Genomic DNA, 22,595 nt, shown 5'->3' with positions numbered 1-22,595 from the left:
TGCCCGTATGTGGGAAAGGTTCGTGGGCTCATTTTCGCACGGCCAGACGTTGTTTCCCCAATCAGGCGAGCTCTGATATGCACGCCCCTCGCCCGCCATGACGGGTCTCACAGACGCAGATGGAGGGGATCATTCGCGCGCTCGGCGGGACTCATTCGCGCAGCTGGCGGCTGGTCACGAGGAAGCCGTTCTCGTCGAGCCCCACTCCGTTGCAGCCGACGAGGAGCTCGGCTGCGATCGCGTCGGTGAGGCGCGCCACTTCGCCCCGCATCCTGCGGAACCGGCGGCCCTGGTTCGGCTGGTAGCGCCGGGATTCGGTGTCCATCCAGTGCACGTGGTATTCGATCTGCGGAGCGTCCGAATGCGCGGCGATGATCGGCGGGACCCATTCGGCCTCCATCACGCGGATCTCGAGGCTGCCGGCGCTCTCGGCGATCTCCCCAAGCGGAACGAGGAGGGCATAGCCGTCGAGGATGACGGGGGCGGACGGGTCGAAGAGCGGGTCGTCGATGCTCGCCTGCGCCAGCACATCCTCATCGGGGGCGGGCAGCGCCTGCTGGAAGGCGTGCGGGGCGTGCCGGCGCACGAAGTCCAGTGCCACCTTCGGCTCCAGCCAATACGGCGAGTAGAGGTAGAGGTCGACCTTCGCATCGGGGTCGGGGATGATCACGCGCGTCGGCAGTTCGGGCTCGTCGGCCAGGCGGACGCCCGTGTGCAGCCGGGAGGCGACCGACAACATGAGGCTGAGCATCCGCTCCTCCTCCCGTTCCGGCATTCCGGCCGGGAAGGCCTCGTGGAGGCCGTCCGCATCCGCGAACCACTCCGGCGGCGGAGCAGGCTGCCGGTCGCGGGGGCAGTCGAGGACGATCGCATGTCGGGCCCAGTCGGGGACCTCGAGCGCCGCGGCGTCAGCAGGGTCGAGATCGACCCCGGCGCTGAGGCGGGAATGCCGACTCAGCCGCATCTGCCCGTGCTCGTCGAGGCGCGGCTGCAGGTCCGGCAGCTTGTTGTGGATGAGCGCGAGGACATCGGAGACCTCGACATCGGCGTCGAGGAGCAGAAGGTGGAATCCCCGCAGGTCCGCCGAGGTGGGTGTGTCGTTCGGCGCGGACGCACTGTGCGCGCCGTATCCGGGCCTGCCGGTCGACGGCATCCCGGTCCTGCGCCGGCCGGCCGAAGCGGCCTCGGGCGCGATCGAGCCTCCGGCGGCCTGGACGCCGGGAGCACCGGCAGCCTGTTCGCGAGCGGCGCGTTCGGCGGCTTCGCGTTGCAGCCGCAGTTCGCGGCGGGTGATCACATCTCCCTCCCGTAGAAGTTGAGATGCGAACGCGAGGCGGTCGGACCGCGCTGGCCCTGATACCGGTTGCCCGTGGCCTGCGAGCCGTACGGGTTGACCGCCGAGGAACTGAGGCGGAAGAAGCACAGCTGACCGATCTTCATCCCCGGCCACAGCGTGATCGGAAGGGTCGCGACATTGGACAGCTCGAGCGTCACATGCCCGCTGAAGCCGGGATCGATGAAACCGGCGGTCGAATGCGTGAGCAGGCCGAGCCGACCCAGCGACGACTTGCCCTCGAGGCGTGCCGCCACATCGTCGGGCAGCGTCACGAGCTCATGAGTCGAGGCGAGGACGAACTCGCCCGGATGAAGGACGAACGGCTCACCCGGTGCGGCCTCGACGAAGCGGGTGAGTTCGGGCTGTTCGAGGCTCGGATCGATGACCGGGTACTTGTGATTGTCGAACAGCCGGAAATACCGGTCGAGGCAGACATCGACGCTGGCCGGCTGGATCAGCGAGGGATCGTAGGGGTCGAGGGCGATGCGGCCGGAGTCGAGCTCGGCGCGGATGTCGCGGTCGGAAAGGAGAGTCACGTATCCGATGGTAATCGCTCCGCTCCCCGCACGCTCGGAGACACCGAGCGACACGCCGAAACTATGTCACAAACAGATAACGATTTCTCCAATTTCGGCTGGTTTTTCCCCGTGTGTCTCCCCACTGCGACTGATGAATGCTTTAGAGTAATGAGCTGTACGGACCCGCGCACGATGGTGCCTTCCCCTTCTTAAGCCAAGGAATGCCGGGAGTCCCATCGCCTTTCGTGGGTAGACAACAATCGAAAGGCATTACTGTGAAGACCTCGCGTCTTGTGCTTGCCCCCGCAGTAGCCGTTGCATTGACAGGTCTTGCTGGCGCCCCGGCGTTCGCAGCGACAGAGTCCACCGCTTCGGTACCTCAACAACCGCTCTGCGCCTATGGCGACGAGCAGTCATCGAGCGACTCCGAATCGGATTCCTCGGTTCCCGATGAATCGGATCCTCAGGCGACCCTTGCGCAGGCGCAGGTGTCCCGAGCCGACATCGCGGACCGCAAGAAGGGAATCGGCTTCTCCGGCACCGGATTCAGCCCGGACGAGAAGGCGACGGTGACGGTCGTCGGCACCGATGGCACCGAATATTCCCCGAAGACCAAGCTCACGGTCGACGAGAAGGGCAAGGTGTCCGGCACCTACTACTTCTCCGTAACCGAGGATGCCAAGGTCCCTGTCGGGAAGTACTCTCTCTACCTCACCGACCTCGAGTCGGAGAAGAAGTCCTCGAAGGTCACCTTCGAGGTCGTCTCGAAGGCCTCCGAGGTCGACGAGCCGGGCAACGAGGACAAGTGCGATTCCGCCACCGGTCCGATCGACGACGGTGACGAGTCGGAGGCGCCGTCCGAGACGCCTTCGGAGACACCGTCCGAGACTCCCTCGGAGACGCCGTCCGAGACTGACGCCCCGAAGCCCACGGAAACCGAATCCGAAAAGCCCTCGGAGACGAGCACCCCGAGCCCGTCGGAGACCGAGAAGGAAGACAAGGCACCCGCCAAGCGAGTCAACCCGGGACCGGCCAAGGAACCCACCGACGAGCCGACCACCGAGGCCCCGAATACCGATGAGCCGACCAAGGAACCGAAGGCCGAGGCTCCGAAATCTGAGGAACCCACCACGGAGGCCCCCAAGACGGACGAAGCCGGAGAAGACGGCACCGAGTCCGACGGCGACGAGCAGGACTCCGAGGACACGGCCGCCGAAGACGGTGCACAGGGATCCGAGGACGAGAAGCCCGAGGACGAGGCGCCCGAATCCACCGGTCCCGCCAGCCCCGGCTCCGAGGAGAAGAAGGCCCCGGCCGCTGCCGAGCAGGCCCTCTTCATCGACCCGACCGAGATCAGCTCCGAGGACTTCCTCGATGAGGGCATCAAGCTCGGCGTCAGCGGCGCCCAGCCCGGCGAGAAGGTCACCATCACGGTCGAGCACGCCCAGGGCAAGGTCGATCGCTACACGATGACCAAGGAAGCCGACTCCGAGGGCAAGGTCACCTTCGGCGTCCAGGCGAAGGTCAAGGCCGTGCTCGGCACCTACAACGTGCGTGCCCAGGCCGAGAGCTTCGATGACCCCCAGGGCGGAAGCTTCACGGTGCTGACCAACGGCACCGCGGTCGACGAAGGCGGCAACGGCTCGGATTCCGGCGGCAGCGACCTGCCGCGCACCGGTGCCGAGATGACCGGGCTGGCGCTGGGCGTCGGTCTGCTCGCCGTCGGCGCCGCAGCCGTCATCATCACCCGTCGGCGGATGAACGCCTCCGACGATCCAGCGGAGTTCTAAGATCCGTTGAACGATGAATTGTCCCTCGCGGGGCTGCAGCTCGACAGACGCGAGATCGACTTAGGCCGTCTGCGAGCAGGGACAATGCTCGGACTCATGGGCAGCCCGGACAGCACCACCTCGGTGGTGCTGTCCGTGGCCGCCCTGCCCCACGTCGCACCCCCGCCACGCTTCCCGACCGGCCGCCGGTCGGGTCGTTCGCGTGTGCGCAGGTGGATGAGGAGCTATCTCCGCGAAGCCGATGCCGGATCTGGGGAGGCGGCATCGGCGGTCGCTGCGAGCGAATCCGCTGCTCTGAGGGCATTCGGGCTGCGGCCGGAGGTCCTGCGTCGTCGGATCGACGAACTCGACGCCATCGAACGCGCCCGCCTCGCTCTGGCTGCGGCCTGGGCGACCGGCGCGAAGTGGCTGACGCTCATCGATCCCTTCGCCTCGGTGCCGGGTCACCTGCGCACGGGGCTGCGCAATCGCTTCGCCGAACTCGTCGCTCACGACGGCCGCGGAGTCGTGTTCAGCTCGAATTCTCTGCCCGACCACACCATCGCCGAGGCGGGTGTGGCCGATATCGAGAAGGACCAGCTCGTCGCGTTCGGCTCTTTGGAGCAGATCGTCAGCGAGCCCAAGGGCTCGCTGCCGGCCGAGCTCAGCGGCGTGAACGTCTACTCCGGTCTGGCCCGCAAGGGCTGGCTGTCCATCGGACATTCGGCAGTCCGTGCCCGCACCGAGCTCGACGGGAAGGTCTACGTCACCCTCGGCTGGCGGGCTGCACTGCTGTCCTTGGACGAGCACGACCCGGCATTCACCTCGGCGACGGTGTTCGAGGCCATCGTCACCGGCCTGCGCGATCGCGGCTCCTGCCTGCAGGCGAAGCTGTCGCCGGTCGACACCGAGATGGGGCTCGCCCTCGATGTCGACCTGGCCGATCTCGCCGGGGTGTCGGACGGACGCTCCGCAGCGGACTTCGGGGTGATCCATCCCGGACTCGGCTCGACGATCGCCGAACTGCTGCGCAACGTCAGGGTCGGCACGCATGTCTTCGTCGAGGTCGACACATCAGCGCTGCACGCCTACACGGTTGAGTGACAGCCGGCGGATAGACTTGTTCCTGCTCCGTCCCCAACCGAATCAGGAGAGCCATGCGACCCTCGCGCAAGCTTCTGATCTCGGCGTTGACGATCATCGTCCTCACTGTCGCAGCGGTTCCCCTCCTCAACCTCACCGTCTACACCCCCGCCAGGGCCGCCGAAGCGTATATCGGCGCGCTCGAGGACGGCAACGCCCACCGCGCCTTCTCGTATCTGTCCTCGCCGACCCCGTCCTCGACGCTTGCGCTGAGCAGTGAGGTGCTCTCGGCCGCGCCCGACCTGCCGCGAGACGCCGAAGCCGAGACTGTCTCCGTCGACGGCGATCATGCGAAGGTCCGTCTCAGCTACACCCTGTCCTCGCAGGAGCAGACCATCGATCTGACCATGGTCAGGCTGCCGGCGAGCGCCGGGCTCTTCGACCGGTGGGCCATCGAACAGAAGGAATGGCCGACTCTGACCCTGGACGTCTCGGGTTCGTCGACGGCGACGGTCAACGGCTACGGCGTCAGCGCCGGCTCCGTACCCGTGCTGTTTCCGGCCAGCTACCTCGTCGGCTTCGACGCGACCTATCTCAAGTCGAAATCCGAACGCGCCGAGGTGACCGCCCCCGGCGACTCCCCCACCATCACGCTGTCCCCCGAGCCGACGGCCGAACTCGAGGAGACCGTGACCGAGCAGGTCACCGACCACCTCGAGGACTGCGTCAAATCGAAGACCCTCATGCCCGCCGGCTGCGTCTTCGGCTACGACACGGACAACGAGATCATCGGCGATATCTCCTGGTCGCTCGAACGCAGACCGCAGATCAGCCTCACCGCCTCGGGCAACGACCTCGAGCTCACTCCCTCGACCGTGGAAGTGCGGGTCAAGGGACGCTACCGGGACATCGTCACCGCGGCCGAGCACGACCTCGACGAGAAGCTCTCCTTCGTCCTCGGCGGTTCCGTGGTCGTCAGGTCCTCCCAGGTCAGCTTCGAACCGCGGCGGATGGGCGACGTCTCGATCATGTGAGGCCCCCGCGGTCGGATAACAGGCCTGTTTGTGGTCACTGAACCGAGGCGCAAAGCCCGATTCGGCGATTTCGCCTCGGTTCTGTGACCACAAACGCGGCTGCCGTGCCGCGCGGTCGCCGTGCCGCCGGCTCAGGTTCCGCGAGCTGGGCCGTGCCGCCGGCTGGGCCGTGCCGCCGGCTCAGGTTCCGCGAGCTGGGCCGTGCCGCCGGCTGGGCCGTGCCGCCGGCTCAGGTGCCGCGGAGGTCGAGGCGAAGCTCCTTGGATGCCGAATCCACGAGGTCGACGGGGATGCCCCAGTCCTGCTGGTAGAGATGGCAGGCGGCGTGGAGCGGGATCTCTCCGCCGGGCTCGCCGTCACAGGCGGCCGCCCGCGCGGTCACGTGGAGGACTCCGCCGTCGAGATCGGGGTTGATGACGATGTTGCGGTCGAGCCCTTCGGAGCCGCCGTCGCCGGAGACGATGAGTTCCGGTGGGGTCGCAGTTACCTGCAGGAAGGTGGGATCGCCCCATCGGTCGTCGAGCTTCTGGCCGGCCGGCACCGTGAAGCTCACGCTGATCGACACCGGCCCGGAAGCGATCTCGGTCGAGGGTCGCTTCGTCGTCAGGGCGCCTTCGTCGACCTTCTGGACGTCCTTGGGCAGCTTCACCCGCGTCAGCGCATGGGCGGCGGATTCGACGACGAGGAGTTCGGCCTCGCCTGAGCCCTCGTCTGAGTCCTCGCCCGCGGCTGCCGAGCCGACGTCGATGACGAGGATGTCCGAGGGCTCGCGCAGGCCTCGGGCCAGAGTCGTCACCTCGGCGGTGGTCGGGTCGAAGCGGCGGATCGCGCCGTTGTAGGTGTCGGCGATCGCGAGCGACCCGTCGGGCAGGCTGCGCACGCCCAGCGGATGCTGCAGTCGGGCCTCGGCGGCCGGGCCGTCGCGGAACCCGAAGTCGAAGAGCCCGACGCCGACGAGCGTCGTGACCTCGCCGGTGGAGGGATCGAGGCGTCGGATCGCCGAGGTCTCGGAGTCGGCGACGAGCACCTGACCGTCGGGGGTGAGGTCGAGGCCCGATGACTGCGCGTACCATGCGTACTCACCGCCACCGTCCGTCAGTCCCTCGTTCATCGTGCCCGAGAGCAGGCGGATCGTGCCCTCCTGGGGGCGGAACGACCAGATGGTGTGGTTGCCGGCCATCGCCACGACCACCTCGGCGGTGGCGGGGACGAAGAGGACGTCCCAGGGCGATGAGAGCTTCACGTCGAGCCCGGGACCGTCGTATCGCCCCAGTTCACCGTGCTTGCCGCGGACGTTGTCGATCGCGCCGACCATATGCTGCTCACCGGTGCCGGCAATCATCGTCACGGTCTCGGATTCGAGGTCGATCCCACGCAGTGCGTGGTTGACGGTGTCAGCGACGACGAGCTGGTAGCCGACCTGGCGGGCGAGGTCCTCGGGCAGCACGGTGATGCCGCCGGGTTCGCTGAAGGATGCCGCGGCGAAGTCTCCGTCGCTGAAGCCGCGGACGCCTGTGCCGATGCGGCGGATGATCGTGGTCCCGTCGGCGTCGTACTCGACGAGGCTGTGGTGACCGGAATCGGCGACGAGCAGGTGCCCCGAGGGCAGCCTCGTGGCCTTGCCCGGGTAGAACAGGTCCGTCTCCGGTGCCGGCGGTGGGACGTAGGGGCCGTCACCGGAGTGGAGGGTGCCCTTGGCCGAGTGCTCGGCGATGAGCCCCTCAATGATCTCAGTGAGGCCGGCGGCGTGGCCTTCGCCCGACATCGTCGCCACGAGGTAGCCCTCGGGGTCGATCACGGCCAAGGTCGGCCAGGCGCGGGCGGTGTAGGCCTGCCAGGTGACGAGATCGGGGTCATCGAGGACGAGGTGCTCGACCTGGTAGCGCTCCACGGCCTGGTCGACGGCCTCGACGGTGCGTTCGAACTCGAACTTCGGCGAATGGACGCCGATGATGACCAGTTCCTTGGCGTACTTCTCCTCGAGCGGGCGCAGCTCGTCGAGGACGTGCAGGCAATTGATGCAGCAGAAGGTCCAGAAGTCGAGCAGGACCACTTTGCCGCGCAGCTCGGCCAGGGTGAGGTCCTTGCCGCCGGAGTTCATCCAACGGCGTCCGACGAGTTCGGGGGCGCGGACCTTGACATCGTGCGAGGAGGCGGACGGCGCCGAGGCGGTGGGGGCGGCGGATTCTTCCGAGCTGCTGGTCATGACTCCATGGTCTCAGATCCGGCACCGAGGCGGCCGCCCAGGTGTCATCATGTGACCCGATCGAACGGATGGGTGCTGTCGCCGCCGGATCCCAACGGGATCCCCGGGGACGCAGCGGGACCCGATTCGACCGCTCATGAGTAGTCGCGAGCGCCGAAGACGCTCGAACCGACGCGCACCATGGACGCGCCTTCGGCGATCGCGAGCTCGAAATCATTGCTCATGCCCATGGACAGTTCGGTCGCCTCGGCGGGCAGGACTCCGGCGGTGATGAGCCTCTCGCTGAGTTCGCGCAGATCGGCATAGCTCGGGCGGATCTCTTCGGCGCTGCTGCCGGGCAGGCCGATCGTCATCAGACCGCGCAGACGGATCCGCTCGAGCTTCCGGACCTCGGCGACGAGTGCCTCGGCGTCTTCCGGAGCGACTCCGAACTTCGAGTCCTCACGTGAGGTGTTGACCTGGACGAAGCAGTCGACGGTGGTCTCGAGCACCTCGAGGCGGTTGTGGATCTTCTCCGCGAGCGCGAGGTTGTCGACCGACTGGATGCAGGTCGCATGGCGCAGGGTGTGGTTGACCTTGTTCCTCTGCAGGGGTCCGATGAGGTGGGTCTCGGGGTGGAGGTCGGCCAGAGCGTCGGCCTTGCCGACGATCTCCTGGACCTTGTTCTCACCGATGAGCGTGAATCCGTGCTCGAGGGCCACCCGGATCTTCTCAGCCGGCTGCGTCTTCGTCGCCAGGAGCACTCGCACCTCCTCGCCGCTGCGGCCGCCGGCCCGGGCAGCGGCCCGGGCGCGTTCGGCCACCTCGTCGAGGTTTCCGGTGATGGCGGCGATGTCCTCTGTCGACAGCGCGGGGATCGAATCAGGCGTACTCATGCCTCCAGTCTTCCACGAGCCGGAGCGAGTTTCAGCTCGGCCCCTCGACGCACAGCGTGGGAAATGCCGATTGCTCGGCCGCACCGCGGATTACTTCGGCAGGCCCGCGGCGTCGGGGTCGATGTTCCTGATCAGCGCGGAGGTGTCGAGTCCGCCGAGGTCTTCGTCCATGAGCTTCTGCAGCTGAGCATGGACGAGGGCCGCCGCAGGGAGGTCGACGCCCTGGGTCTGCGCGCCGGCGAGCGCGAGCCCGACGTCCTTGTGCATGAGGGCAGTGGCGAAGCCCGGCTGGAACTCGTTGTTCGATGCGGCGGTCTCGGTCACCCCGGGCACCGGGTACCAGGTGCGCAGCGGCCAGGAGTCGCCCGAGGACACCTTCGCGATGTCGTAGAAGGTCTTCGCATTCAGACCGAACCGTTCGGCGAGAACGGCGCCCTCGACGACGCCCTGGAGGCTGATCGAGAGCATCATGTTGTTGACGATCTTCGCGGCCTGACCGGCAGCGTCGCCGCCCGCGTGGAAGATGTTGCCCGCCATCGGCTTGATGAAGACGACCGCCTCGGCGACGTCGGCCTCGCTGCCGCCGAGCATGAAGGTCAGGGTGCCCGCTTCAGCACCGGTGACACCTCCGGAGACCGGGCCGTCGACGAAGCGGAAGCCTGCCTCGGCCGCCTCGGCGTGCAGCTCACGGGCGGAGTCGAAGTCGATCGTCGAGGAGTCGACGAGCAGGGTCTTCGTATCCGCATTCGCCAGGACGCCGTCGGATTCGAGGTAGGCCGTGCGGGCGTGCTCGCCCTTGGGCAGCATGGTGAAGACGATATCGGCGCCGGCGACCGCCTCGGCGATCGAATCCACGGGCGTCACGCCGTTCTCGGCGGCCGCGGCCACGGCTTCGGGCACGAGATCAAAACCGTTGACGGTGTGCCCGGCCCTGACCAGGTTCGCAGTCATCGGGCGGCCCATATTGCCCAGGCCCACCCATCCAATCGTCGACATAATATGCCTCCTCGCATCATGTTCAGCGCGTATGCAGTGTTCTCTCTCACATTACGCCAGTCATAGCACGGAAGTCCGGTCCGGCCCCTCACCTATTGCGCACCGGTTATGTGCGCACACGCAGATAGAATGGAGCCACTATGGCCTCCTATGCACCTGGCGGATCCGGTCCGCAGATCGCCCCCGAGGATCTGCTGACACTCCTCGCCGTCGCCCGTCTGGGGAAGTTCACGGCCGCCGCCCACAGCCTCGGCCTCAACCACACGACCGTGTCCCGGCGCATCACCGCGCTCGAGAAGGCCTACGGGGAACGAGTGCTCGTGGCCTCCCCCGACGGCTGGGAGCTCAACGCGGCCGGACGCCAGCTCCTGCCGATCGCGGAGGACATCGAAGCCGCGCTCGGCCGGATCGACGCGCATACGAATTCCGCCCTGGCGGGGACGATCCGTCTGGCCTGCCCGCAGGCGTTCGCACTCGAGTACGCGGTGCCCGCGCTCACAGCGCTGCAGCACCGGCATCCGGGACTGCAGGTCGAACTCATCACGGCCACGCAGAGAGCCCGCCAATACCGGTCCGGAGTCGACATCGAGGTCGTCGTCGGTCGTCCCGATGCCCCGCGCTCCATCGCCAAGCACATCCGCGACTACCGACTCCAGCTCTACGCCTCGCAGGACTACATCGCCACGCACAGCATGCCGCGCACGCTCGATGATCTGGCCGAACACCGGATGATCTACTACATCGAGAACTCACTGCAGGTCGACGACCTCGACGAGGCGGCCGACGCCCTCCCACGCGGGAACGGCTTCTTCCGCTCCACCTCGGTGCATGCGCACGTGCTCGCCACCTCCAATGGGGTGGGCATCGGGATCCTCCCGGACTTCGTCGCCCGCGACAGCTCACGGCTGGTGCAGGTGCTGCCCGAGCAGTTCTCGAAGCGGGTCTCCTATTGGGCCTCGGTCCGCCACGAGTCGCTGCGCAATTCCGGCGTCCGCAGCGTGCTCGAGGTCCTCTGAGCCGCACCTCTCAGGCCGCGGACCAGCCCCCGTCGATGCTGTGGGCGCTGCCGTTGACGACCGCGGCATGCTCACCGGCGAGGAACAGTGCGATGGCCGCGACGTCCTCGGGTTCAGCGAGCTTGGGCACCGCGGAATGTCCGAGGAACACCTGCTCGAGGACCTCGTCCTCGCTGATGCCGTTCGTCTTCGCCTGGTCCGCGATCTGCCCCTTGACCAAGGGCGTGAGCACATAGCCGGGGTTGATCGCATTGCAGGTCACCCCGTGCGGGCCGGCCTCGAGCGCGGTGGTCTTCGTCAGCCCCATCAGCCCGTGCTTGGCCGCGACATAGGCGGATTTGTTCGCCGAGGCGCGCAGCCCATGGACGGAGGAGACGTTGATGATCCGGCCCCAACCGCGTTCGCACATCTTCGGCAGCGCGGCCTTGGTGAGCACGAACGGCGCTTCGAGCATGAGTGTGTTGATCAGACGCCACTCCTCGAGCGGGAACTCGGTGATCGGGTGGATCCGCTGGATGCCGGCGTTGTTGACGAGGATGTCGATATCGAGGTCGATCCCGTCCAGCGCCGAGGTGTCCGCGAGGTTGACTGCCCATGCCTCGCCTCCGACCTCGGCGGCCACGGCCTCCGCGGACTCAGCATCGACGTCGGCGACGACGACGCGGGCGCCGACCTGCGCGAATGCCCGGCTGATCGCCTTGCCGAGTCCGGAGGCACCGCCTGTGACGAGTGCGCGCCTGTTCGAAAGATCTCCCATGCCGATGTCCTTTCCTTGTTCTCTGCGGTCCCCGTCCATCATGCACCCGGGCTCATCATGCACCCTCGGAGGGGGCGGCGGTGCCGGCATTCAGCGGCACCGCCGCCGGGCGGGCTGGGGCCCGGCGTGAACCGATTCAGGCGACTCCGCGGCGGACCTTGTCTGCGTGGTCGAGCGAACGCAGGTCGATGCCCTTCGTTTCGCGGGTGAACATGAGTGCGATGAACGAGATCGCCGCGGCGACGAGCAGATAGAGAGCGATCGGGATCGAGGAGCCGAACGCATCGAGCAGCGCGGTGGCGATGATCGGCGCGAAGGAGCCGGCGACGATCGCGGTCACCTGATAGCCGGTCGAGACGCCGGAGTTGCGCATGCGGGTCGGGAACATCTCGGCCATGATCGCCGGCTGCCCGGCGTACATGAGCGCGTGGAAGATCAGACCCAGGAGCAGCGCGAGGAAGATCATGACGGCGCTGCCGGTGTCGTACATCGGGAAGGCGAGGAACCCCCAGCTGGCGGTGAGCACGATGCCCACGCCGTAGGGCATCCGCCGTCCCACCCGGTCGGTGGCCGCGCCGACGAGCGGAACGAGGACCGCGTGGATCGCATGCGCGCCGAGCAGCAGACCGAGGATCTCGCTCGACTCGATCTTCACCTGGGTCGCGAGATAGGTGATCGAGAACGTCACCACGAGGTAGTAGTGGATGTTCTCGACGAAGCGCAGGCCCATCGCTGCGAAGACCTCACGCGGGTAGCGCTTGAACACGGCCTTGACCCCGTAGTCGACCCCTTCCTCGATCTCCTCCGACTGGACCTCGTCGAAGATCGGGGCGTCGGAGACACGTGTGCGGATGTAGTAGCCGATGAGGACGATGACGGCCGAGAGCCAGAACGACACGCGCCAGCCCCAGGAGAGGAAGTGCTCTTCGGTGAGGGTCGCGGTGAGGATGAACAGCACTGCGGTGGCCAGCAGATTGCCCAGAGGCACACCCGACTGGGGGAAGGAAGCCCAGAAGCCGCGTTCCTTGTTCGGCGCGTGCTCGGCGACGAGGAGGACAGCGCCGCCCCACTCACCGCCGACGGCGAAGCCCTGGACGATGCGGAGCAGCACGAGCAGGATCGGCGCCAAGGCACCGATCGCGTCATAGGTCGGCAGGCAGCCCATGAGGAAGGTGGCCACACCGACGAGGACGATCGAGAGCTGCAACAGCTTCTTGCGCCCGTACTTGTCGCCGAAGTGCCCGAAGACGATGCCGCCGATGGGGCGGGCGATGAAGCCGACCGCGTAGGTGGCGAAGCCGGCCAGGATCGGGGTGAGCGGGTTGTCGGAAGGCGGAAACAGGATGTGGTTGAAGACCAGCGTGGCGGCCGAACCATAGAGGAAGAATTCGTACCATTCGACGACCGTTCCGGCCATCGAGGCGACGACGACCTTGCGCAGCTGAGCGCGGATCGACTTCCTCTCAGCGTTGTTCTGGGAACTCATGCGACTCCTTCAATTCCACAATCCGCGTCACCGTTGAATGCGCGAATCGATCAGCACTTGCGTCGATGGAGGGGCAGTCCGAACATCGCACACCGCTGCGATGCGGTTGACGATCATCGGCCGAGCCCTGGCACATCGGGCGCCCGGATATTTCTCATCCGAGCAACAGTGTGCGTCACATTACAGTCTTTTGGGTAGTCTCCTGGGCAGAATCCGAGAATTCGCCATGTGTATTCGTGCACATCGGGTGTGCATGTTCGGCGGACCTGACAATGGCGACTGTCGCCGCTTCGTTCCTCGAGCTGCGCGGACCTGCATGCGGCCCGCCGTGCCGCTCGGGTTTGTTCCGCGTATCACTCGCGAATGGGTCAGCAGCTCAGCGCCGGCGGTGATCGAGCTTCGCGTCGCGTTCGGCCATCGTGGCGAGCATCTCGTTGTAGGCTCGCAGCTCGGCGTCATGACTGCGGTCCTCGCGCCGGTCGATGCGCTTGGCCTCCCTGTCCGAGGACTTCGCCCATTGCAGGGCGACCATGATCGCCACGAACAGCGTCGGGAACTCTCCGATCCCCCAGGCGATGGCCCCTCCGAGCTGCTGGTCCTCGATCGCCGTATATCCCCAGCCGGCACCGATGTTGCCGAACCAATCACCGGCGATGAGTACGTTCGAACTCATGATCGAGATGCCGAAGAACGCGTGGAAGGCCATCGTGACCAGCAGCATCACCAGGCGCAGCGGATAGGCCGGTCGTTCCACGCCCGGATCGATGCCGATGAGCGCCTGGCCGAACAGATAGCCTGCGCCGAGGAAGTGGGCGATCATCAGTTCGTGCCCGATGTGAGTGTCGAGGGCGTAGTACATGATGCCCGAGTAGTAGAAGACGACGAGAGAGCCCGCGAAGTTCACACTGGCCACGATCGGATGCGCGAAGAAGCGCAGATACGGGGTGTGGACGAGCCAGAGCACCCATTCGCGCACACCGGCGGAACCGTCGCGACGGGCCTTCGTCGCCCGCATGAGCATCGTGATCGGTGCGCCCAGGACCATCGGCAGCGGTACGACCATGACCAGCAGCATGTGCTCGATCATGTGCGAGGAGAACTGCACCTCACCGTAGACGCGCGGCCCGGCGGAGGTCACGAAGACGAGGAAGACCATCCCCACCAGCCAGCTGATCAGGCGCAGCACCGGCCATTTGTCGCCTCGGCGACGGAGATTGATGAAGGCGACGATATAGGCGATCGACGTGCCTGCGGCGATCGCGATCCACAGCGGATCGATCGCCCATTCGGTGAAGAACCGCGCGAAGTCAGGCTTCGGAGGCAACGGATCGCCGGTGAGGATCTCGGTCGGTGTGGGGTTGCCGACGGGCTCCTGCGGAACCGGGGGCTGCGAGCGCGCCAAGGCCACAGCCAGACCCATGGTGGCGCCGAAGATGACGAACTCGACCGTGATGAGGCGCCAGAACTCCACCGTCGCCGAGGCGGCCGTGCCCAGCCGTGCGATGACGAACTGCCGGTGCCAGAACCCGATGAGACCGAGCAGAACCGTGGCGAACGCCTTCGCAAGGATGACCTCCCCGTAGCCGGTCATGAGATCGTCCAGGCTATGCACACGCAGGAGCGCGTTGACGACTCCGGAGAAGACGACGAGACCGAAGGCGATGAGCGCGATCGTCGAATAGCGTTCGACGACCGGCTTGAGGTTCTTCGACTCCGCCAGTCGGGTACCGAGCAGGGCGATGACGAAGAGCCCGCCCAGCCAGATCGTCGCACCGAAGATGTGGAGGCCGAGGCTGTTGACTGCCTGGGTATGTCCGGAAGCTTCGGCGGAGTGGCCCATCAGCGCCAGAGGAATCATCACTCCGATGCCGAGGACCCCGGCGGCGGCGATGCCGACGTGGGAGCGAGTGCCGAAGCACAGTGTCGAGACGATGGCGATGAGCACGACGATGAGGACCCACAGCTGACCATAGGCGATCTGGGTGACGAACACGCCGAGCTGATTCGAGAAGTCGAGATAGGCCTGGGCACCGACGGTGTCGACGAAGGAGAAGACGAGCACGGCGACAGCGGAGAGCGTCCACACCACCGAGGAGTACTCGGCGATCCGCAGCGCCTTCGTCCACAGGGGGTCGAGAGGGAGGTCCGCGGTGCTGGCCCTGTGCCGCCGGTCGCGACCGCCGGCCGTGCGCGGCAGGATGAGGACTGCGAACATCAGGGCGCCGACAGTCAGGGACATCGCGATATTGAAGACGAACTTCGCTGCGGGCAGACCGAAACGGACGACAGTGCCCGGGTCGTTGAGCAGAGTGGGATTCGCGGCACCGGTGAAGAACAGAGCGGCCAAGCCGGCCCCGCAGCCGAGGAAGACCACGATGGGGACAGAGGCCCGCTGGGCGAACCGGGTGATCGATTCGAAGACTGGAGAACTCACTGCGCGCGGACCGCCCCTTCTGACATGGTTCAAGGATATCGCTGGGCGCCGCGCCTCAGCCAACCGGGAGACCGCCGAGGGGCCGAGATCTCGGGGCGCCGCCTCGGCGCGGAGCAGCGTGGTGGGCGGGAACTCGGCGCGGGGCAGCGCCGCGGACGTCGCCTCGGCGCGAACAGCAAATGGCCCGGACCATCGGGTCCGGGCCATTCGACGCTGCTGCGTCGATCACTTCGGGCTGCCAGCGGCGCCCTTCAGCTTCGAACCAGCGGACAGCTTGACGGAGTAACCGGCCTTGATCTGGATCTCTTCACCGGTCTGAGGGTTGCGACCCTTGCGAGCGGCACGCTCGGTGCGCTCAACGGAGAGCCAGCCGGGGATGGTGAGCTTTTCGCCCTTGGCCACGACGTCGGAGAAGACATCGAAGACACCATCGAGCACATCCGAGACCTGCTTCTGAGTCAGGCCGGAGTTCTCGGCAACTTCTGCAACGAGCTCACTGCGGTTCTTAGCCATAAAAGTGTCCTCCTTAGGACAAGTCGGTCGGTCACCGGTCCGTTTTTCCGATGACGAACTTCCTCGAGATTACCAGCTCGACTTAGTGATTCCGGGCAACTCGCCGTTGTGAGCCATTTCGCGGAAACGAACTCGGGAGAGCCCGAACTTGCGGAGGTAACCACGCGGACGACCATCGACCTGGTCCCGGTTGCGAACGCGAACGGGCGAGGCATCACGCGGAAGCTTCTGCAGTCCGAGGCGTGCCTCCTCGCGCTGCTCATCGGTGGAATCGGGGTGGGTCAGCTGACGCTTGAGAGCTGCGCGGCGCTCTGCATAGCGCTCGACGATGACGCGACGCTGCTTGTCGCGGGCGATCTTGGACTTCTTAGCCATGTGCGCTCAGCGCTCCTCTCGGAAATCGACGTGCTTGCGGATGACGGGATCGTACTTCTTGAGCACGATGCGATCCGGGGTGTTGCGGCGGTTCTTGCGGGTCACGTAGGTGTACCCGGTGCCGGCGGTCGACTTGAGCTTGATGATGGGACGAATATCCTGGGCCTTGGCCATCAGAGCTTCACTCCCTTGGCAATCAGTTCGTTGACCACGGCGTCGATTCCACGCGCGTCGATGACCTTGATGCCCTTGGCGGACACGGTCAGGGTGACGCTGCGGCGCAGAGACGGAACGTAGTACCGCTTCTTCTGAATATTCGGGTTGAAGCGACGCTTCGTGCGGCGCTTCGAGTGGGACACATTGTGTCCGAAACCGGGGACGGCCCCGGTTACCTGGCAGGTTGCTGCCATGTCTCTCCTCCAGTTCACAAGTTACCGACTCTCGAAACAAGCTCTTGCGGGATATCGCTGCTGCGATCTCCCCGCTCGCTTGCGCCGATGTCGGAAGACATCAACAAATTCTCGCGAATGCCACCTGGTCGAGCGTGCCCGACCACGGTCGCAGCCGAGGCGGCCTGAGTCGCCCTCGCCCGACTCGCATCCGGTGCGACCCGGTGCGCGACGTTCGCCGTGAAAATTGTGTACGCCAAAACAGGTTTGCCCGTTCGGGCGAGATGTCTCACCAGCGCTGAAGCCGTAGCCTGTGAGAGATGGCCGAAGCTGGAGTGCAGCGGTGGGTGAGCACCATGTCGGTCTTAGCAGATCGATCGGAGACCGCTCTGGTACGACACAACAAGAATCAATCCTACTGAGGGTCGGGGGCGCAGAGCAAATTCAATCCGCACCGTCGGCCGGGGGTTCGGCGCGCGCCCCGGGGACGATCGACGCTGTCACCGCGAATCGCATGTCGGCGTCTCGGGTCCACGGCTCGCCTCGGGCCGTCGATTCCCCGGGACGGAAGCCTCGGTTCGCCGGCCTGCCGGAGTGCCGTACACACGGCTGTCGCACGCATTCGCGGACCTTCACAGGGACTTTCCCAGCTGGGGCCAAGGCAACACGGGGAAATCCGCAGTAGGCTTTCGTCGGCAACGTGTCCTGCCTGCGATCGTGTTGAACGCCTGCGTGACTCGTGCCAAGGTTAGAAGATGATTGCCACCACACCTGGCACTCAGGAGGACCGATGAGCGACGTTCCACAGAGGCCGCGCATTCGTCCGGCGACAAGCGACGACTGGCAGAAAGAACACAACGAACACGCTGGTCAGAACCCGTCGTACGGGAGTGAGGCGGGCCATTCGCCTGCCGAATTCGACAACTCGACCTACTACGAGTATCTCGAACGGCACACCGGGGAACAGTCGATCTCGAAGGCACGAGCGAGCAACGTATTCGCTCCCGCAGGACGCTACCCCTTCTACGAACACGCTCAGTCCGCACACGCGCAATGGCCCGGAAGCGCCGATCAGAGGCACGCTGTCGGGAGTGGTCGCACCCCAGAAGCCGCGATCGGTCAGCGCCCGCAGGCTCCTCCTCCGCCGCAGTTCCCTCCCACCGTCCCGGCGCAGAGTGAAACCAGACCGCGCAAGTGGCTCAAGATCACTGCCGTCATCATCGCCATGACCATGGTGCTCGCTCTCGTGGCGTTCTTCGGCATCCGCTGGCTCGCTCCCTCATCGGGCACCGTGCCCGTCGATGTCGGTCACGACGAGTCGGCGTCGCCCTCCCCCAGCCCGTCCGAGGACTTGGTCCAACCGTCGCAGAGCCCCAAGGAGCAGCTCGCTTCGTACACGAAGACGGGCACGGAGAGAGCCGCCGACCTCGAAGGCCAGTGGGTGACACAGGTGAGCGCGAAGAACGTCGGCCTCGAAGCCGACGGCAAGACCTGGACCGCACAGGACATCCTCGACGAATTCGAGGCCAATAAGGTCAAATATCCGGGATCGATCCTCATCCACAGCGGCGACTGGGCCTCCTACCGGGACGGAAGCTACTGGGTGACCATCGTCGACACCGGCTTCAGCGACCCGGAACCGGCTCTCGACCAATGCCGCTCCTGGGGCCTCGACCGCAACCACTGCCTGGCCAAGCGTCTCGTCAAGGACGGCAGCCCGAAGAACAACAGCGCCTACCTCGACGAGTGAGACGCACCAGCGCTGCAGACAGAACACATCTATTCATCGAGACAACGGTTGAGCGCCGAGAACTCTGTGCGTGCACAGTGGTCTCGGCGCTCAACCGTTGTCTCAAACAAGCTTGTGGCTTGAAGCCCAGTTAAGGCCCTCAAACCAGGGGGAGGCCTTCAGTTCGAGGACAGCTGCCTCAACTCAAGAGCAGCTGCCTCAGGCCAACAGCAGGGTCGGGTCCTCCAAACCGCGACCGACGTCGGCGAGGAACTTCGAGATGATCTCGCCGTCGACGACACGATGGTCGGCGCTGACCGAGAGCGTGGTGATATCACGCGGCACGATCTCGTCACCGACGACCCACGGCTTCTTCCGCACCTGGCCGAAGGCGAGGATCGCGGCCTCACCGGGGTTGATGATCGGAGTGCCGGCATCGACGCCGAACACGCCGACATTCGTGATGGTGATCGTGCCCCCGGCCTGATCGGCGGGCGGCGTCTTGCCGGAGCGGGCCAGCGCGGTCAGCTCCTGGATGCCCTGCGCCAGCTCGCCCAGACCCATGCTGTGCGCGTTCTTGATGTTCGGCACGATGAGTCCGCGCGGTGTGGCGGCTGCGATCCCGAGGTTGACGTACTTCTTGACGATGATCTCGTCGCCTTCGAGACACGAGTTGATCCGCGGGTTGCGCCCCGCGGCCCAGGCCACAGCCTTGGCCACGATGAGCAGCGGCGAGACCTTGACGTCCTCGCCGAGGAACTTCGTGGTCTTCAACCGGCGAACCATCGCCATCGTCTCGGTGACATCGACATCGAGGAATTCGGTGACGTGCGGCATCGTGAACGCCGAATCGACCATCGCCTTGGCCATCATCTTCGTCACGCCCTTGAACGGGATCCGCTCCTCGAGCTCGCCCGGAGCACTCGCCGAGGCGGCCGACTGTGCCGTCGCACCCGCGGCCGGGACGGCGGCCGAGTTCGCGGCGGCATGGACGTCTTCACGCGTCACGTCCCCGTGAGGGCCGGTCGCCACCACCTGGGAGAGATCGACGCCGAGGTCCTTCGCGAGCTTGCGCACCGGCGGCTTCGCCAAAGGCCTCCCGGCTCCAGGGGAAGCAGGTGCGGCGGCTCCCGCGGCCTGACCCTGGGCAGGTGCCGCAGGCGGAGCCGGTGCAGGTTCCGCGGCCGGAGCCGGTGCAGGCTGTTCTGAGGCAGCGCCCGGTGCGGACGCAGATGCCGGTGCAGGGACGGGGCCGCCCTTGCGCGGGCGGCGCTTCGACGAGGTCGCCTTCGCACCGTAGCCGACCAGGGTCGCCCCGCTGTCGTCGTCCGTCGCGGTTTCGGCCGTCGCGGCGGAATCGCTGGCACCGGCTTCTCCGGCGGCGGAGGCACCGCCGCCCGCCTCGGCGCCGGATCCGGCCCCTCCGAAACGGATGATCGGGGTTCCGACCTCAATGGTCTGCCCCTCGTCGACGAGCAGCGCGTCGACGGTGCCGGCCTGTGGGCTGGGCAGCTCGACGAGTGATTTCGCGGTCTCGATCTCGACGAGGATCTGGTTGACGGTGACGGTGTCGCCGGGGGCGACCTTCCAAGCGACGATATCGGCTTCGGTCAGACCCTCACCGACGTCAGGCAGAGGAAATTCGAATGACATGCTTACTCTCCTCAGCTCAGTAGGCCAGCGCCTGGTCGACACCGTCGAAGATGCGGTCCAGGTCGGGCAGATAGTGTTCTTCCATTCGCGATCCCGGGTACGGCGTGTGGTAGCCGCCGACCCGGATGACCGGCGCCTCGAGGCTGAAGAAGCAGCGTTCGGTGATCCGCGCGGCGATCTCAGAGCCCAGCCCCAGGAATGTCGGGGCCTCATGCGCGACCACGAGGCGACCGGTCTTGGCCACCGACTTCTCGATCGTGGTGAAGTCGATCGGGTTGAGGCTGCGCAGGTCGATGAACTCGATGCTCTTGCCTTCGTCTGCGGCTGCTGAGACGACGTCCTGCGCAGTCGGCACCAGCGGACCGTAGGCGACGAGAGTGACGTCGGTGCCCTCGGACACGACGCGGGCGTCATGCATGCCCTTCCCGCCGCGGTCGGCGGTGTCGACGTCCCCGCGCAGCCAGTAGCGGCGCTTGGGTTCGAAGAACATCACCGGGTCGTCGCTCTTGATCGCGTCCTGGATCATCCAGTACGCATCATGGGCGTTCGACGGTGAGATCAGCTTGAGGCCGGCATGGTGGGCGAAGACGGTCTCGGGGCTCTCCGAATGGTGCTCGGGCGAGCCGATGCCGCCGCCGTAGGGCACCCGGATGACCATCGGGATGCGTTCCTTGCCCAGCGTCCGGTTGTACAGCTTCGCGACCTGCGTGACGATCTGGTCGTAGGCCGGGAAGATGAACGCATCGAACTGGATCTCGACGACCGGCCGATAGCCGCGGATGGCCATGCCGATCGAGGTGCCGACGATGCCGGACTCTGCCAGCGGGGCATCGATGACGCGCTGCGGACCGAAGTCCTTCTGCAGGCCTTCGGTGACACGGAAGACGCCGCCGAGTTTGCCGATGTCCTCACCGATGAGGACGACCTTCGGGTCGTCCTCCATGGCCTTGCGCATTCCAGCGGTGATCGCCTTCGAGAGGGGAAGCTTCTCCATCAGGCCTCACCCGCATCGGCGAACGAGGCCTGATACGCCAGGAATCCGGCGCGTTCCTCGTCGACGAGGGAGTGGGGCTCGGAGGTGACGTGGGCGAACATCTCGACGCCGTCGGGGTTCTCCATCGTCATGCAGTTGTGGCGGATGCGTGCGGCCAGGGTGTCGGCCTCGGCGTCCACCTCGGCGAAGAACTCTTCGCTCGTGTCGGTGTGCTTGTCGAGATAGGCCTTGAGGCGGGTGATCGGATCCCGGTCCTCCCAGATCTCCTCTTCGGCCTTGTCGCGGTACTTCGTCGGATCGTCGGCGGTGGTGTGGGCGCCGCGGCGGTAGGTGAAGGCCTCGATGAGCATCGGGCCGTGCCCTGCGCGCACCGAGTCGAGGCTGGCACGGGCGACGGAGTACATCGCGATGATGTCGTTGCCGTCGACGCGGATGCCGGGAACGCCGAAGCCCTCGCCGCGCTTGCACAGGGGCGCGGCCGTCTGGACGTGGGTGGGTTCGGAGATGGCCCACTGGTTGTTCTGGCAGAAGAAGAGGACCGGGGCGTGGAAGGCTCCGGCGAAGGTCAGCGCCTCCGAGACATCGCCCTGCGAGGTGGCGCCGTCGCCGAAGCAGGCGATGGCCACGGTATCGCGATCGATGTCACCGGTGCCGACGTCGCCGTCCATGCTGATGCCCATGGCGTAGCCGGTGGCGTGCAGAGTCTGGGAGCCGATGACGATCGTGTAGGTGTGGAACCGGTGCTCCTGGGGATCCCAGCCGCCGTGGTTCTGGCCGCGGAAGATGCCGAGCAGCGTTTCGGGCTCGACACCGCGGGTGTAGGCCAGTCCGTGCTCACGGTAGGTGGGGAAGACGAAGTCCTGTGGTCGGGCTGCCCGTCCCATGCCGATCTGGGCCGCTTCCTGACCGAACAGCGGTGCCCACAGGCCCAGCTGTCCCTGACGCTGGAGGGCTGCGCCTTCGGCATCGACGCGGCGCACCAGGACCATGTCGCGATAGAAGCCGCGCAGATCCTCGTCAGTGAGTTCTGCGGCGAAAGCGTCGTACTCACCGGATTCGACGCGATTTCCGTCTTCGGTGAGCATCTGGATCATTCTGGGCTCCGCGGACTGGCTGTGGCCAGCGCCGGTTCCCACTGAAATGTTGGAGGTCATTTCAGTTCTCCTTTGTTCGAGGTCCATCTTCACCGGAGGTGACCAGTGGTGGACCGTGTCCGTCGGGCAGGCCCTCGGATGTGAGAACTCACCCTCGAGTGATCTGATTCACAGGTGATCCAACGATACCGAATCCACTCACCGCTTGCCACTCTCACCCAGCGGTTCGAGCATCAAAAGTGCAGGTCAAGAACAGACTATGGCCCCAGATCGACACATGTGGCCGAGTTCCAAAGCTCTGCGAGGACAATTGTCGGTCGGCGCTGAGTTGCTCCATC

At 66.1% G+C, this 22,595-nt stretch carries 20 protein-coding genes; 5 read left to right on the top strand and 15 right to left on the bottom strand.

The annotated features are described in order from the left end of the window. Positions 1-151: 151 nt before the first annotated feature. Positions 152-1,297, bottom strand: coding sequence for a hypothetical protein (locus IHE57_RS01395; RefSeq protein ID WP_366933819.1), 1,146 nt, complete (start codon positions 1,295-1,297; stop codon positions 152-154). Next, positions 1,294-1,872 carry a dCTP deaminase gene (gene dcd / locus IHE57_RS01390; RefSeq protein ID WP_209324284.1) on the bottom strand — a complete coding sequence of 193 codons (579 nt, stop codon included), beginning with the start codon at positions 1,870-1,872 and terminating at the stop codon, positions 1,294-1,296. The genes IHE57_RS01395 and dcd overlap by 4 nt, the downstream gene beginning before the upstream one ends. Positions 1,873-2,174: 302 nt before the next feature. Here dcd and IHE57_RS01385 point away from each other — a divergent pair, with 302 nt between their 5' ends. The 3 genes from IHE57_RS01385 to IHE57_RS01375 are packed head-to-tail and all read left to right on the top strand — an operon-like array spanning position 2,175 to position 5,740. After that, positions 2,175-3,644 (top strand): LPXTG cell wall anchor domain-containing protein, encoded by a 1,470-nt coding sequence (locus IHE57_RS01385; RefSeq protein WP_209370268.1) that lies wholly within the window; start codon positions 2,175-2,177, stop codon positions 3,642-3,644. Between the two features lie 6 nt (positions 3,645-3,650). After that, positions 3,651-4,727: an ABC transporter gene (locus tag IHE57_RS01380; protein ID WP_209370267.1), complete on the top strand. Its 1,077-nt coding sequence runs from the start codon at positions 3,651-3,653 to the stop codon at positions 4,725-4,727. Positions 4,728-4,780: 53 nt separating this feature from the next. After that, a complete protein-coding gene (locus tag IHE57_RS01375; protein ID WP_209370265.1) occupies positions 4,781-5,740 on the top strand; it encodes a hypothetical protein in 960 nt (319 codons plus the stop codon). Between the two features lie 229 nt (positions 5,741-5,969). Here the strand turns inward: IHE57_RS01375 and IHE57_RS01370 are convergent, their stop codons facing one another. From IHE57_RS01370 to mmsB, 3 genes are all read right to left on the bottom strand, one after another. Continuing rightward, positions 5,970-7,946, bottom strand: a complete 1,977-nt coding sequence (locus tag IHE57_RS01370) for an NHL domain-containing thioredoxin family protein (protein WP_209370263.1) — start codon at positions 7,944-7,946, stop codon at positions 5,970-5,972. Between the two features lie 134 nt (positions 7,947-8,080). Next, positions 8,081-8,821, bottom strand: coding sequence for a YggS family pyridoxal phosphate-dependent enzyme (locus tag IHE57_RS01365; RefSeq protein ID WP_209324289.1), 741 nt, complete (start codon positions 8,819-8,821; stop codon positions 8,081-8,083). 90 nt (positions 8,822-8,911) lie between these two features. After that, on the bottom strand, positions 8,912-9,817 hold the full coding sequence (gene mmsB, locus IHE57_RS01360) for a 3-hydroxyisobutyrate dehydrogenase (protein WP_209324290.1): 906 nt from the start codon (positions 9,815-9,817) through the stop codon (positions 8,912-8,914). Between the two features lie 140 nt (positions 9,818-9,957). On the opposite strand from mmsB, the gene IHE57_RS01355 reads away from it, so the two are divergent. After that, a complete protein-coding gene (locus IHE57_RS01355) occupies positions 9,958-10,833 on the top strand; it encodes a LysR family transcriptional regulator (protein ID WP_209324291.1) in 876 nt (291 codons plus the stop codon). Positions 10,834-10,843: 10 nt separating this feature from the next. On the opposite strand, the gene IHE57_RS01350 is transcribed toward IHE57_RS01355, so the two are convergent. From IHE57_RS01350 to rpmB, 7 genes are all read right to left on the bottom strand, one after another. Then, entirely contained in the window at positions 10,844-11,590 is a 747-nt protein-coding gene (locus IHE57_RS01350) for a 3-hydroxybutyrate dehydrogenase (RefSeq protein ID WP_209324292.1), read from the bottom strand. 136 nt (positions 11,591-11,726) lie between these two features. Then, complete coding sequence (locus IHE57_RS01345) at positions 11,727-13,076, bottom strand: MFS transporter (RefSeq protein WP_216629599.1); 1,350 nt, start codon at positions 13,074-13,076, stop codon at positions 11,727-11,729. A 376-nt stretch (positions 13,077-13,452) separates the two neighbouring features. Further along, complete coding sequence (locus IHE57_RS01340) at positions 13,453-15,510, bottom strand: bifunctional copper resistance protein CopD/cytochrome c oxidase assembly protein (RefSeq protein WP_209324293.1); 2,058 nt, start codon at positions 15,508-15,510, stop codon at positions 13,453-13,455. Positions 15,511-15,735: 225 nt separating this feature from the next. After that, complete coding sequence (locus IHE57_RS01335; protein ID WP_209324294.1) at positions 15,736-16,023, bottom strand: HU family DNA-binding protein; 288 nt, start codon at positions 16,021-16,023, stop codon at positions 15,736-15,738. 69 nt (positions 16,024-16,092) lie between these two features. Then, on the bottom strand, positions 16,093-16,398 hold the full coding sequence (gene rpsN, locus IHE57_RS01330; RefSeq protein WP_209324295.1) for a 30S ribosomal protein S14: 306 nt from the start codon (positions 16,396-16,398) through the stop codon (positions 16,093-16,095). Positions 16,399-16,404: 6 nt separating this feature from the next. After that, a complete protein-coding gene (rpmG, locus tag IHE57_RS01325) occupies positions 16,405-16,572 on the bottom strand; it encodes a 50S ribosomal protein L33 (protein WP_246475766.1) in 168 nt (55 codons plus the stop codon). Beyond that, positions 16,572-16,808 carry a 50S ribosomal protein L28 gene (gene rpmB, locus IHE57_RS01320; protein ID WP_209324296.1) on the bottom strand — a complete coding sequence of 79 codons (237 nt, stop codon included), beginning with the start codon at positions 16,806-16,808 and terminating at the stop codon, positions 16,572-16,574. The genes rpmG and rpmB overlap by 1 nt, the downstream gene beginning before the upstream one ends. 769 nt (positions 16,809-17,577) lie before the next feature. On the opposite strand from rpmB, the gene IHE57_RS01315 reads away from it, so the two are divergent. Continuing rightward, entirely contained in the window at positions 17,578-18,537 is a 960-nt protein-coding gene (locus IHE57_RS01315) for a protein kinase (protein WP_209370262.1), read from the top strand. A gap of 198 nt (positions 18,538-18,735) precedes the next feature. Here the strand turns inward: IHE57_RS01315 and IHE57_RS01310 are convergent, their stop codons facing one another. From IHE57_RS01310 to pdhA, 3 genes are read right to left on the bottom strand one after another with little or no spacing between them, the layout of a single operon-like run. Then, a complete protein-coding gene (locus tag IHE57_RS01310; RefSeq protein WP_209370261.1) occupies positions 18,736-20,169 on the bottom strand; it encodes a dihydrolipoamide acetyltransferase family protein in 1,434 nt (477 codons plus the stop codon). A gap of 16 nt (positions 20,170-20,185) precedes the next feature. Further along, the gene (locus IHE57_RS01305; protein ID WP_209324299.1) at positions 20,186-21,163 is read right to left on the bottom strand and encodes an alpha-ketoacid dehydrogenase subunit beta; all 978 of its coding nucleotides are present in this window, start codon (positions 21,161-21,163) and stop codon (positions 20,186-20,188) included. Then, positions 21,163-22,317: a pyruvate dehydrogenase (acetyl-transferring) E1 component subunit alpha gene (pdhA, locus tag IHE57_RS01300; RefSeq protein WP_209370260.1), complete on the bottom strand. Its 1,155-nt coding sequence runs from the start codon at positions 22,315-22,317 to the stop codon at positions 21,163-21,165. Before pdhA ends, IHE57_RS01305 begins: the two co-directional genes overlap by 1 nt. Between the last annotated feature and the right edge of the window lie 278 nt (positions 22,318-22,595).

The organism is Brevibacterium renqingii (assembly GCF_017808105.1).
GTDB lineage: Bacteria > Actinomycetota > Actinomycetes > Actinomycetales > Brevibacteriaceae > Brevibacterium > Brevibacterium renqingii.
This window is presented reverse-complemented; position numbering and strand designations above follow the sequence as displayed.

Excerpts from the sequence above, each read along its gene's own strand:
- IHE57_RS01315 (WP_209370262.1), top strand. The coding sequence starts at position 17,578 with ATGAGCGACGTTCCACAGAGGCCGCGCATTCGTCCGGCGACAAGCGAC.
- IHE57_RS01375 (WP_209370265.1), top strand. The coding sequence starts at position 4,781 with ATGCGACCCTCGCGCAAGCTTCTGATCTCGGCGTTGACGATCATCGTC.
- mmsB (WP_209324290.1), bottom strand. The coding sequence starts at position 9,817 with ATGTCGACGATTGGATGGGTGGGCCTGGGCAATATGGGCCGCCCGATG.
- IHE57_RS01345 (WP_216629599.1), bottom strand. The coding sequence starts at position 13,076 with ATGAGTTCCCAGAACAACGCTGAGAGGAAGTCGATCCGCGCTCAGCTG.
- rpsN (WP_209324295.1), bottom strand. The coding sequence starts at position 16,398 with ATGGCTAAGAAGTCCAAGATCGCCCGCGACAAGCAGCGTCGCGTCATC.
- IHE57_RS01310 (WP_209370261.1), bottom strand. The coding sequence starts at position 20,169 with ATGTCATTCGAATTTCCTCTGCCTGACGTCGGTGAGGGTCTGACCGAA.
- IHE57_RS01350 (WP_209324292.1), bottom strand. The coding sequence starts at position 11,590 with ATGGGAGATCTTTCGAACAGGCGCGCACTCGTCACAGGCGGTGCCTCC.
- rpmB (WP_209324296.1), bottom strand. The coding sequence starts at position 16,808 with ATGGCAGCAACCTGCCAGGTAACCGGGGCCGTCCCCGGTTTCGGACAC.
- IHE57_RS01355 (WP_209324291.1), top strand. The coding sequence starts at position 9,958 with ATGGCCTCCTATGCACCTGGCGGATCCGGTCCGCAGATCGCCCCCGAG.
- IHE57_RS01370 (WP_209370263.1), bottom strand. The coding sequence starts at position 7,946 with ATGACCAGCAGCTCGGAAGAATCCGCCGCCCCCACCGCCTCGGCGCCG.
- pdhA (WP_209370260.1), bottom strand. The coding sequence starts at position 22,317 with ATGACCTCCAACATTTCAGTGGGAACCGGCGCTGGCCACAGCCAGTCC.
- IHE57_RS01335 (WP_209324294.1), bottom strand. The coding sequence starts at position 16,023 with ATGGCTAAGAACCGCAGTGAGCTCGTTGCAGAAGTTGCCGAGAACTCC.
- rpmG (WP_246475766.1), bottom strand. The coding sequence starts at position 16,572 with ATGGCCAAGGCCCAGGATATTCGTCCCATCATCAAGCTCAAGTCGACC.
- IHE57_RS01305 (WP_209324299.1), bottom strand. The coding sequence starts at position 21,163 with ATGGAGAAGCTTCCCCTCTCGAAGGCGATCACCGCTGGAATGCGCAAG.
- IHE57_RS01365 (WP_209324289.1), bottom strand. The coding sequence starts at position 8,821 with ATGAGTACGCCTGATTCGATCCCCGCGCTGTCGACAGAGGACATCGCC.